At 40.9% G+C, this 16,036-nt stretch carries 11 protein-coding genes and 2 riboswitches; of the genes, 7 read left to right on the top strand and 4 right to left on the bottom strand.

The genetic code is table 11. The annotated features are described in order from the left end of the window. Nucleotide 1: 1 nt before the first annotated feature. The 3 genes from DES38_RS07020 to guaA all read left to right on the top strand — a co-directional run bounded on the left by DES38_RS07020 (nucleotide 2) and on the right by guaA (nucleotide 5,087). Nucleotides 2–1,198, top strand: coding sequence for a DUF58 domain-containing protein (locus DES38_RS07020; RefSeq protein WP_110251400.1), 1,197 nt, complete (start codon nucleotides 2–4; stop codon nucleotides 1,196–1,198). Beyond that, nucleotides 1,191–3,356, top strand: coding sequence for a transglutaminase-like domain-containing protein (locus DES38_RS07015; RefSeq protein ID WP_170114359.1), 2,166 nt, complete (start codon nucleotides 1,191–1,193; stop codon nucleotides 3,354–3,356). Before DES38_RS07020 ends, DES38_RS07015 begins: the two co-directional genes overlap by 8 nt. Nucleotides 3,357–3,384: 28 nt before the next feature. Continuing rightward, nucleotides 3,385–3,486: riboswitch (purine riboswitch) on the top strand. Between the two features lie 80 nt (nucleotides 3,487–3,566). Beyond that, the gene (guaA, locus tag DES38_RS07010) at nucleotides 3,567–5,087 is read left to right on the top strand and encodes a glutamine-hydrolyzing GMP synthase (RefSeq protein WP_110251434.1); all 1,521 of its coding nucleotides are present in this window, start codon (nucleotides 3,567–3,569) and stop codon (nucleotides 5,085–5,087) included. A gap of 883 nt (nucleotides 5,088–5,970) precedes the next feature. Here guaA and DES38_RS07000 read toward each other — a convergent pair. The 4 genes from DES38_RS07000 to DES38_RS06985 all read right to left on the bottom strand — a co-directional run bounded on the left by DES38_RS07000 (nucleotide 5,971) and on the right by DES38_RS06985 (nucleotide 8,921). Continuing rightward, nucleotides 5,971–6,204: a hypothetical protein gene (locus tag DES38_RS07000; protein ID WP_146206360.1), complete on the bottom strand. Its 234-nt coding sequence runs from the start codon at nucleotides 6,202–6,204 to the stop codon at nucleotides 5,971–5,973. A 371-nt stretch (nucleotides 6,205–6,575) separates the two neighbouring features. Next, complete coding sequence (locus tag DES38_RS06995) at nucleotides 6,576–7,229, bottom strand: endonuclease III domain-containing protein (protein WP_170114365.1); 654 nt, start codon at nucleotides 7,227–7,229, stop codon at nucleotides 6,576–6,578. Between the two features lie 218 nt (nucleotides 7,230–7,447). Next, on the bottom strand, nucleotides 7,448–8,146 hold the full coding sequence (locus DES38_RS06990) for a class F sortase (protein ID WP_146206359.1): 699 nt from the start codon (nucleotides 8,144–8,146) through the stop codon (nucleotides 7,448–7,450). Continuing rightward, nucleotides 8,112–8,921, bottom strand: coding sequence for a DUF4397 domain-containing protein (locus DES38_RS06985; protein ID WP_110251395.1), 810 nt, complete (start codon nucleotides 8,919–8,921; stop codon nucleotides 8,112–8,114). Before DES38_RS06985 ends, DES38_RS06990 begins: the two co-directional genes overlap by 35 nt. Before the next feature lie 346 nt (nucleotides 8,922–9,267). On the opposite strand from DES38_RS06985, the gene mscL reads away from it, so the two are divergent. The 4 genes from mscL (at nucleotide 9,268) to DES38_RS06965 (ending at nucleotide 15,881) form a co-directional block, all read left to right on the top strand. Next, on the top strand, nucleotides 9,268–9,651 hold the full coding sequence (mscL, locus tag DES38_RS06980; RefSeq protein ID WP_110251394.1) for a large-conductance mechanosensitive channel protein MscL: 384 nt from the start codon (nucleotides 9,268–9,270) through the stop codon (nucleotides 9,649–9,651). 394 nt (nucleotides 9,652–10,045) lie between these two features. After that, nucleotides 10,046–10,747, top strand: coding sequence for an ABC transporter ATP-binding protein (locus DES38_RS06975; RefSeq protein ID WP_110251393.1), 702 nt, complete (start codon nucleotides 10,046–10,048; stop codon nucleotides 10,745–10,747). 12 nt (nucleotides 10,748–10,759) lie between these two features. Next, the gene (locus tag DES38_RS06970) at nucleotides 10,760–14,209 is read left to right on the top strand and encodes an FtsX-like permease family protein (protein WP_110251392.1); all 3,450 of its coding nucleotides are present in this window, start codon (nucleotides 10,760–10,762) and stop codon (nucleotides 14,207–14,209) included. 139 nt (nucleotides 14,210–14,348) lie between these two features. Beyond that, nucleotides 14,349–14,449: riboswitch (purine riboswitch) on the top strand. A 133-nt stretch (nucleotides 14,450–14,582) separates the two neighbouring features. Further along, nucleotides 14,583–15,881 (top strand): NCS2 family permease, encoded by a 1,299-nt coding sequence (locus tag DES38_RS06965; protein WP_110251391.1) that lies wholly within the window; start codon nucleotides 14,583–14,585, stop codon nucleotides 15,879–15,881. Nucleotides 15,882–16,036: the final 155 nt, after the last annotated feature.

The raw sequence follows: 16,036 nt of genomic DNA, 5'->3' as shown, positions 1-16,036 counted from the left end.
GATGCGTTTTCGCTGCTTACTTAGTAAATGGCTACAATTAAGTTTTATCCTCGGTTTGACTTACAGTTACGCGATGTTTCAAGGTGGACCGTTAAGTTGGTTTATCTTTTATGTCAGTTTGTTTGTGGTGTTCTACTTATTTCTTTTAACGATTTATCCGCAGCGCTGGATCCAGGTTCATTTAGAACTTCCAGACGAGCGTAAAATTGCAAGTGAGACAGTTACGCTGAAGGTGTCCGTCAGGTTAAAGCTGCCCCTGCCATTTATGTATCTTCACTTAAAAACATATTTACCACCATCAATCACTTATCGTTTTGACGGAGAAAAAAGTTTTGAGATAGCACCTTGGACAAAACGGGATCCCGTAATTGAAACCTTACGGATTGCTTTACTTGGTCGGCGCTATAACGAAGACATACAGCTCGATAGCTTGGTGCGTGGTACCCATCATTTCCAGCGTGTCGATGTTTCGTTGACCGACCCTTTCTTGTTTGTGAAGCGAGATTTTTCTGCAGCTGTGAATCAGACGCTAACCGTTTACCCTTATCATTTATCATCAGCGAGACCAATTGAAGAGCGCCAAGTAATCGGAATGGCGAGTAAAAAACGTAGTTTTCGTGATCAGACCGATCACATTGCCGGCCTACGTGCCTACTTACCCGGCGATAAAATGAGTCGGATTGATTGGAAGAAATCAGCTCAAACCGATATGTTGATGACGAAAACATTCGATCCCTTAACCACTCAAGAAGCCAATATTATGGTTTATCCAAGTGAAACCGTTGAGGAAAACGAATGGATCTTAACGCTCTTATATTGGTTCATCCGTGAAGCTAAGAAAAGACACGAGGTTCTATCTATTGTTTTTATTAATGAGCTAGATATTTGCTTGGATAGTCAAGCCTCATTAATGCACACGGAAGAACAGTTAGCAGAGCTAGCATTAACAGGGGAAAATCCAATCACGGAATTACCGACAGGTGAACACGTCTTATTAACAAGCGTCTTATCGAAAACACTTGTTGATGAAATAGCCACCCACTACCAGCAGCGTCACTTTTTTGATGTTTACTTAACAAAAGCGTTAGATGCGTTGACAAGTGAAGAAAAACACCAACTTGAGCGATTAAAACAGTGGCTCCGGGTCTATCCGTTTGATTATGCCACCTTATTTGGAGGTGACCGGACCAATGCGTGAAAAGAAAATGACCCGTACCTGGGTTGATGTATGTATTTATTTGATTAGTTTTGGTTTATTATGGCTCTGGTTAGAGCCGCTTCAAGCACTTGATGCTTTTCAGTATTACATGCCTTTGTTGTTATTTACCGGATTCACCTTTGTCGTGACATTCTTGCAGTTACCTATCTTGGCATCATTATTTATTAAAGGGCTTGCGGTTTTTTTTATGGTTGACCGCCTTTATTTTACGGCACCTTTATTCTCTAGGAGCTGGCGGGGTTTTTTACGTGAACAAGTGGTAATCAATTATCAAGCTGTGATTGACCGGCATTGGGCAGAAATCACCGATGTTTTTCAGATGGTTTTATTGCTTGTTTTAATGGCGATAATTAGCTACTTGATTTATTTTTGGGTCATTGTGATGCGACGTGCTTTTGTGTATACAGTATTAACGCTTATCTATTTAACGGTAATGGATACTTTCACGGTGTTTCAAGCAAATAGTACAGCGTATTTACTGGTCTTTTTTGTCAGTCTGTTGCTGATTTTAAATGGTTATTTAAAGCTGCAACGTCGGTTAGGACTGCCTCTTAAAAGCAGCAGTTTTCTCCTGCGTCTTCTGGTCCCGTTTAGCATCGTTCTTATCGCCAGTTTATTTATTAGTCAGTCATTGCCGTATTTAACACCACAATGGCCTGATCCCGTCCCGTTTTTGACTGCGCCCTTTGAAGACGGGGTAGAGCGCACAGTTGGATATGGCGAAGATGATACCCAACTTGGGGGTGGGTTTAATCATGATGATACCCTATTATTTGAAGCCACAATTAGCGACCCAAATTACTGGCGAATTGAATCGAAAGATATTTATACCGGAAAAGGCTGGGAAGCGCAACAACCGCCTGACTTTATGCCAATGACACCGTTCGATAACAATCAAGCACAATTCGAACTTAACTATTTTGAAGCAGCTACCTTTGATAAAGTTGTTTATCCCTATTATTTAACAGGTGTAGAGGAAAGCGATACACACCAATATGAGATTAATATTGAGCAGGAAGTAATTCGGACGGTTGATACGGATCCAACGGAAGCTGTGATTCAGATGAATTACGATCCATTCTACTTTACTGAGGATCACTTGCGCATGGGGTCTAGAGAGGTGCCAACGGAATGGCGACATCTCTTGCAGCTACCGTCGAGTTTACCGGAGCGTGTCTATCAGCTTGCTGATGAAATCACAGCTGGTTTGAGTCACCCATATGACAAAGCAATTGCAATTGAACGTTACTTTAGAACATCAGGTTTTCAATACCGCACGACGGATATCCCCGTCCCAGAGTTGGATGAAGATTATGTTGATCAATTTTTGTTTGAATCAAAAGTAGGTTATTGTGATAACTTTTCAACCGCCATGGTCGTCTTACTAAGAGCGGCAGGTGTGCCAGCGCGTTGGACGAAAGGCTTTACGCAAGGTGAACGTGTGACAGATGGTCGGGAAGACGTTTATCAAGTCCGTAGTGACAACGCTCATAGCTGGGTGGAAGTGTATTTCAATAATGCTGGTTTCGTTCCATTCGAACCGACCATTGGTTTTGATGCGTCACCGTTAGTGACGGAAACCACAACTGAGGCTGATGATACGGACACAGATTCAGCAACGGATGATGAAACAACGGATGAACCATCCACTGATGAAAGTGAAGAAACCTCAGAAACAGAAGAAAATAATCAACAGGTAGAAGAATCAGAAGAAATAACAACGGAAGAAGAAACAGCGGCGTCTCAGGAGAGAGATGAGACAAGGTGGCGTGTGATTTGGTTACTGAGCATCGTCTTATTACTTACAGGACTACTGCTTATAGTGGTTTATAAACAGCGTTTAACACTGGTACTTTGGTATATCAATAAACGCTACCCAACTTTTAATCACGTAAAGCAATTTGAGCATGCCTATCAGTTTTTGTTGTTTATCCTTGCGTTTAAGTCGATAATTAAACAACGAACCGAAACATTATTAACTTTTAGTGCACGTGTCGATGACTATTTTAAAACAGCGGAGATGAGACGACTGACTGCAGCTTATACACAGGTTTTATATGGTGAGGAGAAAGAAATCGTTGCCGCAAACCATCTGAAAGAAGATTATCTACAGCTAATCAAACGAATCTTAGCTTGACCCAACCGTTAACGGTTGGTAGAATAGAAACATTATTATAAATTACCTCTGTATATCCTCGATAATAAGGTTCGAGAGTATCTACCGGGAATCCTTAAAATTCCTGACTATGGAGGCGGAATCGTTACACTATTCTGCCTCTGTCTTTTTTTTGACGGAGGCTTATTTTTGTATAGAAAAGGGAGTGTCAAGTTGAAAATCGATAATGAAATGATTTTAGTATTGGATTATGGAAGTCAGTATAACCAGTTAATTACACGACGTATTCGCGAGTTTGGGGTATACAGTGAGTTGCATTCGCACCGCTTAACCACAGAAGAAATTAAAGCAATGAACCCAAAAGGAATCATTCTCTCTGGTGGTCCTCATAGTGTCTATGGTGACAACAGCTTTAAATTAAATAAGGAGATTTTCGATCTGGGTATTCCTGTATTAGGCATCTGTTATGGCATGCAGCTCATCACTGATCACTTCGGTGGTTCAGTGGAACGTTCGACACACCGTGAATATGGTAAAGCAGATATTACTATTAATGAGGGTGCACAATTGTTTTTAGGTACCCCACATACGCAAACCGTATGGATGAGCCATAGTGATAAAATTGTTGAACCACCTAAAGATTTCTTGGTAGAAGCAGAGAATCCGTCAACGCCAGTAACAGCAATGCGTCATAAAGATAAACCGATATACGGCGTTCAGTTCCACCCAGAAGTGCGTAATACCGTTTACGGAAATGATATCTTAAAAAACTTTGTTTTTCATATCAGTGACTGCAAGGGTGACTGGACAATGGCAAACTTTGTTGATCAAGAAATTGAAAAGATTCAAACATTAGTTGGCGACAAGAAAGTCTTATGTGCCCTTAGTGGTGGGGTGGATTCATCTGTCGTGGCGGCTTTAATTCATAAGGCGATTGGTGATCAATTAACGTGTATCTTTGTCGACCATGGCTTATTGCGCAAAGATGAAGGCGATATGGTAATGGAAACATTCCGTGATGGTTTTAATATGAATATCATTCGTATTGATGCGAAAGAGCGTTTCTTATCAAAACTTAAAGGCGTGAGTGACCCGGAAGAAAAACGCAAAATTATTGGGAATGAATTCATTTACGTCTTTGATGACGAAGCAGAACGCTTAAAAGATATGGATTATTTAGCGCAAGGGACACTCTACACAGATATTGTTGAATCAGGTACAGAAACAGCACAAACAATAAAATCACACCATAACGTTGGTGGTTTACCTGAAGACATGCAATTTGAATTGATTGAACCTTTAAGTACCCTCTTTAAAGATGAAGTGCGCGCGCTAGGACTAGAACTTGGTGTGCCAGAGGGTGTTGTTTGGCGTCAACCATTCCCGGGTCCAGGTCTTGGTATCCGGGTGCTCGGCGAAATCACTGAAGAGAAATTGGAAATCGTTCGCGAATCTGACGCAATCCTTCGTGATGAGATAAAGTTAGCAGGTCTTGATCGTGACATTTGGCAATACTTCACCGTCTTGCCTGATATTCGTAGTGTAGGTGTGATGGGAGATCAACGCACTTATGACTATACAATCGGTATTCGTGCCGTCACGTCAATCGATGGAATGACTTCTGATTGGGCTCGAATCCCATGGGACGTCTTAGAAAAAATCTCAACACGAATTGTCAATGAAGTGGATCATATTAATCGCGTTGTCTATGATATTACCTCTAAGCCACCTGCAACGATTGAGTGGGAATAGTAAACGTAAAGCGCCAAGCCCTCGTGTTTAGAGGGGTTGGCGCTTTATTATTGTTTGAATGATATTAAAAAGGTTTTCACTTAACCTATAGCCCATCAATGTGAATTGCTTGTTGAAGTTACTACATGTTTCAGTTTCGGGAATCAGCGGACCAGTTTTCATCTTAAGCGATGCGTACTTTATTTGGAGAGGCGATCCTGCGAGCCTGACGGGCGGATCTAGATGGTTTCATTATCTGGTTTTCAGGATCGATGGCATGCGAGCAGATTAGTCAAGCGACAATAAGCTAGCAATGTAATAGATACATTTATAAAAAGTTGTACAGTTTTGTGTTGACATACCAATCTGCTTTTTTAGTGCATACTCGATCTGGCGTTCGCGAAGTGTTTATTGATATTTACATCGCTGTTATTACGAGACTTTTTTGTGCACTTTCTGTATGATGAGTAAATAAGCAGTTCTTTATTAAGAAGGTGGTGTAATATGAATAAAGTTTGTCCGTGTTGCGATAAAAAGCTGCAAATGAAGTTTTTATTCAAACAAAAAAATACGAACAACGTTACTTGCCCTTTCTGTCAGAATAAACTTTACAGGACCCGTTTATCAACACTAATCTTTATGCTTGTTATAGTTATTCCTCTTATTATGATTAGCACTTTAGTGGAGGGGATACTAGACTTTCTATTATCAGTGAGTTGGATTTTCCTATCCGTCTTTATCATTCAACCGTTAACATATCAATATAAATCAACGTGCGATAAAAGTCGCAAAAGCAGCTGACCGCTCGTGAATGAGGGTCAGCTTTCTTTAATAGTTGTTCGTTAACAGCTAGGAGTGAGGGGTTATACCTAATGAGCGTAAAGGTTTGCTGATTGGGTCTAGACTAATTAGTCGTGGAATGGAAAATAAATTCATAAAAGGCGACATGTGAGCCATAATCCCATTTAATAGACGCTCCATTAGTGTCTAGAAGTGTTTCTCTAATGTATAAAGGCTTAAAATTTTTACTTTGCCAAAACGCATGTACAGAGGCTTGTGCTTCTTCAAGTGTGTTAAATTCTCCGTGCTTTTCATCAATGTTTTTGATTGGTACAACCCAATGAACGCTGTACATCATTTCACCTCGTTTTAAATAGTTTCTTAATTAAGTTGTTGTTCTACCGTACTTAGCGCAAGGGATTAACTTAGAACAGCTTAAAACGTCCTACTAGCGGTAGTGAAAAGCTGTACATGAGTATTGGTTTGATGCCCTGCATGAATAGCTGTAAGCAATGCGAGGTTATGGATCAATGGGATCATTTCCATCTCAGAACGTATCATTGCGTTGCTAATTTCATCGGTGTCGCTGTGGTTAACTGTATTCGTTATCTCGTGGTAACAAAGCAGGCCTTAGCTAAAAAAGATGAGTAGTAACAGCTAAACAAAAATACAGCTATAAAGCTTAAAAGTTCCACCGCAATAATATGAGTAATGTTCTTATGGTAAAGTTCATTCTTCGGTAGCCACAGTGGGGGTAATTAACCAAGTTTCATCTAACTGCTTATTTTTGCGAAAGGCTTTTCCATGGACATCGATGGCTGCATGCCATTCTTTACATTGTTTCAGTGAGATATCCTTCACTAAGTGATTAAAGGCAGCACGCATGACAGCGTACTTATTGAAATGACCAAAACCGAGGCGGTCAAATAAACGCATCGCATACTGATCAGCAATGAAGACTTTTCGATTGAATATATAAAGAAGCATCGCATCAGCAGTTTCATCGCCTACGCCTTTGATTGTAAGCAGTTCTTTTCTTAATTCAGTCGTTGAATAGTGATCAAATTTATCAAGTGAACGTCCATGTGCATGAAACCAATTCATTAATGCCTTGATGTAGTTGCTTTTTTGTTTATAGAAGCCGGCAGGTTGGATATGCGTTTGTAGTGCTTCAAGGCTCATCTCTCGTAACTGGTCCACAGATAGGTAGGGGGCTAAATTGTCCAGTGCACGGTTTGCGTTCTGTTCAGTCGTTTGTTGAATAAGAATCATCGCAACCCAATCAGCGATCTTATTATCATGTTCCCACCAATTTTGGTGACCGTAATGATCAACCAATCGGTGAAGTGCTGTAATGATTGTCTTGTCATTTACTGTGTCTATTTAAAAAACTCCTTTGATGTTAGTTATTTTACTTATACAGTATAACATGTACTGACGTTTACCTTCACTTGATAGGCCCTTTTTATTTTGGTTGAGTGGTCCTGCGTTAGTAAATAGGATTTAATAAAGTGAAAAATCAATCCTATAGTTGGTGGATTGGGTCACTCAACATAAAACACCAATCAACCCAAGTATTGATTAAGGTTGATTGGTGTGTGTTAATGAGTTACACGTTCAGTGAAAACAACTAGGCGTTCCCGGTGGGTCCGCGCTTGTTGATCAAACTCACCTGTGCAGGTGATTAGGTTTAAACGTGTATCGCTGCTGGGGCCGAAAACATCAGCAACTGCTGTGGTGTCATACGGATAAACAGCTTTGTCGATTACCTTAAAGGTCACTTGCTGTCCTTTATCATCATGAATATGAACAACATCACCAAGCGCTAAGTCACTGAGGTGATAAAAGACAGCGGCACCACCTTGGTCATCGACATGTCCAGCTAAAACGGCTTGACCACTGGCACCGGGTTGTGGTCCTTTTTCAAACCAACCGACGTTATCACCGTCATCAGGGACACCCATTTTACCGTCGGCTGCTATGCCGACACGTTCAATTGCTGCATCGATGTGAAGTGACGGGATTGTTAATCGGTGGGGTATCACCCCAGCGGGGCCCGACCTCACTGGTGTCAATGCAAGTGTTCTTACTGATGCAGTTTCTGAACGGTCCCAACCATCAGACTTGAATGTCGGTTGAAAGACTGTGCGCTGGTTAGCCTGTTGACTTGTTAAGGTAGCGGCATAAGCAGTATCTTCGACGGTTTCAGCAATGAACTGACTTAAACTAAGCAGAAGCATCACGCTTAAACCCAAAATGATTAATTTATCGATTGAACGCATGTTTTCTAGTTGCAACAAAGAGTACAAGGCCCCCAAAGGCGATTAAACTCATGATTAATGAACTTGAAATACCATTTGTTGTTGTTCCGAAACCAGTTTGAGGCATTTGGTCTGGCATTTCGTAAGCATCATCGGCAACGAGCACGACATCAAGTGCACTTGCATCCGCGCCGACAGCATAGGCAGAGTAAACAGTATCTGCTTCAAGTGTCGTACCAGATAGGTCTAACACAGCATCTGCTGTACCAGCTGCACGTATCTCGAGGTCATACGTTGCTGGATCGAGTTCAAGGTAATCAGTGACTGCAAAGAATTCTGCGCCTTCAACTAGTGCATCACCACCAACTAAGCCTACATCAACCGCTGGTGCACCAGGTGATAGGTGACCAATCCGAATTTTAGTTTTTCCATCTGGCACTGTGTTATCATCAACAAAGGCTTCTAAGCGGAAGTTATCCCCCTCAAGTAAGTCTACCGCAGCAACAGTATAATGTGTACCTGCTTCGACAGTTAATGCTTGTTCGTAGACAGCTTCCTCAGCACCGGCTGCGTGAATCGCAACATCATGTTCTCCTGCTGGTAATTCAAGGTACCCGGTAATATCTTTAAAAGCAGCATTCTCAACAGCAACTTCTCCATTCACATAGACATCAACCGCTGGTGCATCTGGCGATGCGTGTAAAACACGAACCATAGCCCCTTCACCATGATTATCAGCAAAGACAGGTAAATTAAACAATGACAACAGTAATAAACTTAAGGCAACAACCGACAGTACTTTTACTTTTTTCATCTTAATCATCTCCTGTTTTTTATTTTTGTAAAGCAGTAGTGGGGAAAGATTGCTATTCTGCTTTACACCTGTACTATACCAAGTTACTTTGAAGTCAAAACATTATTTGTCTTAAAATTCAGAAAATGAATCAATGGGCATAAGCAAAAAAGGAATATATGTAAGTTTACTATACATATAGTTGTATAAGTTATGTATAAATATTTGTATAGATTTTTAATGTGAGCGGATGATTTTTGTCTGGCTTAACGGGAATAATGGAAATACTGTTTATCATCATCGACAGAGGCGTCATAATCGATTAAACTACTAGTATTAAAGCCATTTATCTGGAGGAGGAAGTTTAGTGAGTAATTATTTAAAAGAGTTTAAAGCATTTGCACTCCGTGGAAATGTACTTGATCTTGCGATTGCAGTTATTATTGGCGCGGCATTTAATGCGATTGTTCAATCATTTGTACATGACATGGTTATGCCAATTATAGCGGCAATTTTTGGTGCACCTGACTTCAGTGCAATCACCGTAACGATTAATCAAACGCCGATTATGGTCGGTCTGTTTATTCAAGCAGTGGTGAATTTCCTAATTGTCGCTTTTGTTATTTTTAGCGTGGTACATCTCTTGACAAAACTGAAGAAGAAAGAAGCTGAAAAACCAGCAGCGCCAATTTTACCGACAAAAGAAGAAGAATTACTAACTGAAATTCGTGACTTGTTAAAAACAAATTGAGTAAACAGAGATAGAGCTCCGAGTAACTGATAAACAGATTCAGTTATTCGGAGCTTTATTGTATATCATTGAGATAGCTGTACAAACGAACTTAATCGTTTCTTTTTGCTTTTGCTTTTTCTATGAAAACGGCGCGCAAAACGGAGGGGAATCGGATAAGATCTGATAAGGATAGGCCATTCCTGTAAATGTTTTATCTGTGCTTTTCTATCCCCGACTAAGCAAAATCAAACTGTCACAAGAAAGAATTATGATATACTAAGTGTAGATGATTTTACCCGTGTTTCATGCCGTAACGTATTAGTTTTACACGATGAAGACTATGAGTAGCAGGCAAAAAGCATAGTAGGGGCTTGTCATTACATAATCGAACAGCCTGGAGGGGAAGAAAGTTATGAGTTATGTAAGTGTGATTGATGAATATAAACGTTACCAAATGGGAGAAAATACTATCGTTGCCAACAACGGCATCACCTTTGATATTGAACAAGGAGAATTTGCAATTATACTTGGACCAAGTGGTGCTGGTAAATCAACGGTTTTAAACATTTTAGGTGGGATGGATTCACCGAATGAGGGTCAAATCCTAGTCGATGGTAATGATATTAGTAAGTATTCAAAGAAGGCGCTAACGACCTATCGTCGTGATGATGTCGGCTTTGTTTTTCAGTTTTATAACTTAGTGCCTAATTTAACAGCACGAGAAAATGTAGAACTTGCAAGTCAGATTTCACCAGACGCCTTAGATGTTGACGAGGTCATGGAGAGTGTAGGGTTAACAGGACGAAAAGATAATTTTCCAGCGCAGTTATCTGGTGGTGAACAACAGCGTGTTGCAATTGCGCGAGCGCTTGCTAAAAATCCGAAGCTATTGTTGTGCGATGAACCAACGGGAGCTCTTGACTTCGAAACCGGAAAACAAATTTTGCGGTTATTACAAAAAACTGCACAAGACTTTAATACAACGGTTATTGTGATTACCCATAACTCACAAATTGCCCCAATGGCAAACCGGGTGATCTACATAAATGATGCAAAAGTAAGAGAAATTGTCGAGAATCCACATCCGCGTTCTGTGGATGAGATAGAATGGTAGGAAGGAGCAATCATGGCTAAAAAAACAGCATTACACAAATTGATTTGGCGAGAAATCACCTCATCAAAAGCACGCTTCCTTTCTATCCTAACCTTAATTCTTCTAGGTGTTGGCTTCTTCTCGGGTTTACAGGCCACTGGACCAAACATGCTAAAAACAGCAAATCAATATTTTACGGAGCAGCAATTGTATGATATGCATGTACAGTCGAATTACGGTATTGATGAAGAAGAACTTGCTTTATTTGAAGCAGACGAGGCGGTTGACCGATATGAAGCAGGCTACAGCAAAGATGTGCTGTTTGGTGTCGATCGACTGGTCGTAAAGCTAATCAGCTATGCCGAAGACAATCACATAAACCAGTATGAAGTCAATGAAGGTCGACTGCCAGAAGCAGCTGATGAAATTGCGCTTGATCATAACGATGTGCTGACGCACCGGTATCAATTAGGTGACGAGGTCTCAATTTATAGTGGTCAGTCAAGTGAGGATTTATCTGAATCTGTCGCAGAATCAACTTTTACCGTTGTCGGCTTTGTCACAAGTCCACGTTATATTACCAATGATTCAAGAGGTCAAACAACAATTGGACGTGGACAGATTGATGCTTTTGCCGTCGTTAATGAAGATGCGTTTCAAATGGAGGTCTACACAGATTTATTTGTTACCTTTGATCGTTTAGCGGATTTATCGATGTATGGTGAGACGTATAAAGATTTAAGTCTTAGCTATAAGGAAGACTATGAACCCCAATTAATTGCGGCCGGTAGCGGTCGTATTGATGAAATTCGTGAGGAAGGTCAACGCGAGCTCGAAGATGCCCGTGCTGAGATTGAAGCAGCAGAACAAGAGCTTCTAGATGCTGAACAAGAGCTCGTTGAAGCAGAAGCCGAGCTCGAAGATGGTCGCGGTGAACTAGAGGCGGGACAACAAGAACTAGAGGACGCTTATGTAGAGCTTGATCAGGCTGAACAAGACTATCGTGCTGGCGTGCAGGCATTTGAAGAAGAAATTGCAGATGCCTGTGCTGAACTTGATCAGCAAGCTGCGCGTCTTTCAGAAAATGAAACAGCGGTCAGGGACGGCATAGCTGAAGTTGAAGCAGGACTGCGTGAACTACAAGAGCCTTACATTACTTTAGTTGAACAAGAAACAGCGTTATTAGATGAACGTGATGCACTACGGTCATTAGATCAGCAACTTCGTGAATTATATGAAGTCCCTGAGGATTTAATAACTGAACAAATGCGTCAAGATTGGATTAATGAGACGTCATCCGTTGTGTACAATGAAGTGGCTCTATCAGATTTACTTACCGGGTACTTTGCTGATGAGGTTACAGAAGCGGAAATCAATACCTTTATCTCAGGTGCTGAAACGGGTCTAAATGAAGCATTAAGCGAGATTCGCACAAATTTAGAAGCTGTGACTGAACAACGCAATGAATTAATGAATCAACAGGACCAATTAGAAGGAAATCTTGCGGAAATTGAGGCCGGTAAACAAGAGATAGAAAACGGAAGAGAACAATTAGATCGTCAGGTCGCTCAAACCGAGCGTGAGCTTGAGGAGGCGCGTACTGAACTTGACCAAGGTTGGTATGAGTATGATCAGGCGGTAGCCGAACTTGAAGAAGCAGAGGCGGATATCGAGCAAGGTGAGATTGATTATGAGGAAGGTCTAGCCACCTTTAATGAAGAAAGAGCTGAGGCAGAAGAAGAGATCAGTGATGCGCGTACTGAAATCGCTGATGCTGAGGAAGAATTGCGAACATTAGAGGCACCGACCTATTATGTGAATGTTCGCCACGATAATGGCCAACTCGTTGAATATGAAGATAACGCAGAACGAATGAGTGACTTGGCCACAATTTTCCCTGTGGTTTTCTTCTTAATTGCTGCACTCGTTACCTTAACAACGGTAACACGGATGATTGAAGAACAGCGTGTTGAGATGGGGACGTTAAAAGCGCTCGGATATTCTGATCGTGACATACAGAAGAAGTATTACCTGTATGCATTATCAGCCAGCATGATTGGTGCACTCCTGGGCTTAGTGCTAGGTTACACTCTACTTCCTAAGGTCATCTTTAATGCCTATAAGATTCTTTACGATCTACCGCCACTTGCGCTTGGTTTTTACTGGTCATTTGCTTTAATTTCAATCGGAATTGCATTATTCTCAAGTCTAATCACTGCCTGGTATGTCTTAAGACAAGATTTGAAGAGTAATCCAGCTGTATTAATGCGACCAAAAGCACCGAAAAGCGGGAAGCGTATTTTAGTCGAACGTCTTACACCTTTATGGCGCCGGATGAATTTCATGCAGAAAGTCACCGCCCGTAATTTATTCCGTTATAAACAACGCATGCTGATGACTGTAATTGGGATCAGCGGATGTGCAGCGTTAATTATTACTGGCTTTGGTCTAAAAGGGGCAGTTGAAGGTATTGTTGACTTGCAATTTGGTAAAGTGATGCAATACGAAGCTGTTGTCGCACTTGATAATGAAGCGGATGAGTCGAGTAAATCAGCTTACCGGTCGATAATCAATGATGAAGAAGCGATTGAATCAGCTTTATCTGTTTATCAAGAAGCACTTGAAGTAAGTGAGACAGGTACGACGACGCAAAACGTAACGTTATTCGTACCTGAAAATCCAGAACGATTACCTGATTTTGTGCAACTTGAGAACCGTTTATCAAGTGAAAGCTATCAATTGGATAAAGAAGGCGCAATTGTGACCGAAAAACTTGCAACACTCTTTGATATCGAGCCGGGTGATGAGCTAACCTTCACCGATCCAGATAATGTTGAGTATCAAGTTGAGGTGGGTGCGATTATAGAAAATTATGCTGGCCATTACCTCTACATGAGTCCAGACGTTTATCAAGAGACGATGGCATCGGGCTCAATTGGATACAATGCCGAGTTATTAACGTATACGTATGATGCTGATTTTGAACAAGCATTAGCTGATACCTTGAGTGATCAAGATTACGTGGTTACTGTAAGCTTTAACCAATCCATGCTCAATCTGTTCGAAGATTCGATGGAAAGTTTAAATATTGTTGTCATTGTTCTAATTGTTGCGGCAGCAGGTCTGGCCTTTATTGTGCTCTACAATTTAACTAACATTAATGTCTCGGAACGGATTAGGGAGCTATCAACGATCAAAGTCTTAGGTTTTTACGATAATGAAGTGACGATGTATATTTATCGAGAGAACATTATTTTAACGTTAATGGGGATCGTTGTTGGTGCTCTGTTTGGCCGACTGCTTCATATCTTTGTGCTCGATACCGCATCGATGGATAACATGATGTTTAACCCAAGCTTACATTGGTCGAGTTATCTTTATGCAGCCGTACTTACTTTAGTCTTTTCAACGCTCGTAATGTGGTTGATGCACCGTAAACTAAAAGGTGTCGACATGATTGAAGCATTAAAGTCAAATGAATAAAGCCTAACGTTCGGTTTTGATCGATTGTTAGAATGTGTAAAAGGAAAGGGATACCCGAACGTTGGGTATCTCTTTTTTTAAAAATATTCGCTTTTGCTCTTGACGCCTTCTGAATAAACTTGTATGATAAGTTTTGTATTCAAAACAAAATATATTTCGTCGTATAATCTTGAGAATAGGGCTCATGAGTTTCTACCGACCACCGTAAATGGTCTGTCTACGCAGAAGTTAATGAAGGATTCTTGCAATTTTGCATTTTATTTTATTCTTCTCTCATTAACGTTACTTCTGATGAAGATCGCACACTCAAGATTATATTAATCTATGGGTGTGTTTTTTATTAGCGACGAAAAAACAGAAGGGGAGAGTTTTAATGTTAGAAAAGTATTTTAATCTAAAAGAGTTAGGTACCAACGTAAGAACAGAATTCATGGCGGGTCTGACGACCTTCTTGGCAATGGCATACATTTTATTCGTCAATCCAGACATGTTGGCAGCGGCGGGCATGGACCCAGATGCTGTATATGTAGCAACAGCACTCTCAGCTGTGATTGGTACACTTGTTATGGGCTTGTTTGCAAAATACCCGATTGCTTTAGCACCAGGTATGGGACTTAACGCATTCTTCGCATTTACGGTTGTCGGTACATATGGTATTGCGTGGGAAACTGCATTAAGTGGGGTTTTAGTATCGGGTCTCGTCTTTATTGTATTAACATTATCAGGTGTTCGTGAAAAAATCATCAATAGCATTCCAGCAACATTAAAATTAGCGGTTGGTAGTGGTATTGGTTTATTCATCGCTTTTATTGGTTTTCAAAATGCCGGTATTATTGTCGCTGATCCAGCAACACTTGTTACGTTAGGTGATTTCACGAACGGTAATACAGCTCTTGCTATCTTTGGACTTGTTGTGACAGTTGTTCTCATCGCCCTAAAAGTTGGTGGTGGGGTCTTTTACGGAATGGTTATCACTGCAGTTGCAGGGATTGTCTTTGGTCTGATTGACTTACCTTCGGCAGTCTTTGGTTCGGTACCATCAATTGCACCAACATTTGGTCAAGCATTCACTAACTTCGGAGATGTCTTCACGTTACAAATGCTCGGTGTAATTTTAACCTTCTTATTCGTTGACTTTTTCGATACAGCAGGTACACTTGTTGCGGTTGCAGAAAAAGCAGGCTTAATGCGTAACAATGAATTACCACGTGCAGGTCGTGCGTTACTATCTGATTCGGTTGCGACAGTTTCAGGGGCAATTTTAGGAACATCAACAACAACGTCATATGTTGAGTCAGCAGCAGGTGTTGGTGCAGGTGGGCGTTCTGGTTTAACATCGGTCTTTACAGCGCTATTCTTTGCACTTGCGCTATTCTTCTCACCACTCCTTAGTGTCGTGACCGGAGCTGTAACAGCACCAGCCCTAATCATTGTTGGGGTCATGATGGTGTCAACATTGAAAGAAATTGAATGGGATAAAATCGAAGTTGCTGTACCAGCATTCCTAACGATTATTATGATGCCACTTGCTTACAGTATTGCGACGGGAATTGCCGTAGGTTTTACCTTTTATCCAATTACAATGGCGGCACGTGGACGTGCAAAAGAGATTCCAGGTCTTATGTGGGCATTATCAGTTATCTTCGTATTGTTCTTAATTTTCTTAAGCTAATCTAAGTGCAGAGCTTGATCATTAACTTAACACACCGTTTCGCTAGTCCTAGCGAAACGGTGTGTTTTCAGCATAAGTCCCCTAACAACCATTTATTTGCTTAAGATAAGAAGTTTAATTGGAAAATCTCTTAACGGTAATATACAATATTAGCT

Origin of the sequence: Streptohalobacillus salinus (genome assembly GCF_003201605.1) — a bacterium.
In the GTDB taxonomy this organism is placed as follows: Bacteria; Bacillota; Bacilli; order Bacillales; family Amphibacillaceae; genus Streptohalobacillus; species Streptohalobacillus salinus.
Note: the sequence above shows the minus strand (reverse complement) of the source record. Positions and strands in the feature narration are given on the sequence as shown.

Coding starts and splice junctions, on each gene's coding strand:
- guaA (WP_110251434.1), top strand. CDS start 3,567: ATGATTTTAGTATTGGATTATGGAAGTCAGTATAACCAGTTAATTACA.
- DES38_RS06970 (WP_110251392.1), top strand. CDS start 10,760: ATGGCTAAAAAAACAGCATTACACAAATTGATTTGGCGAGAAATCACC.
- DES38_RS07000 (WP_146206360.1), bottom strand. CDS start 6,204: ATGATGTACAGCGTTCATTGGGTTGTACCAATCAAAAACATTGATGAA.
- DES38_RS07015 (WP_170114359.1), top strand. CDS start 1,191: ATGCGTGAAAAGAAAATGACCCGTACCTGGGTTGATGTATGTATTTAT.
- DES38_RS06975 (WP_110251393.1), top strand. CDS start 10,046: ATGAGTTATGTAAGTGTGATTGATGAATATAAACGTTACCAAATGGGA.
- DES38_RS07020 (WP_110251400.1), top strand. CDS start 2: ATGCGTTTTCGCTGCTTACTTAGTAAATGGCTACAATTAAGTTTTATC.
- DES38_RS06965 (WP_110251391.1), top strand. CDS start 14,583: ATGTTAGAAAAGTATTTTAATCTAAAAGAGTTAGGTACCAACGTAAGA.
- DES38_RS06985 (WP_110251395.1), bottom strand. CDS start 8,921: ATGAAAAAAGTAAAAGTACTGTCGGTTGTTGCCTTAAGTTTATTACTG.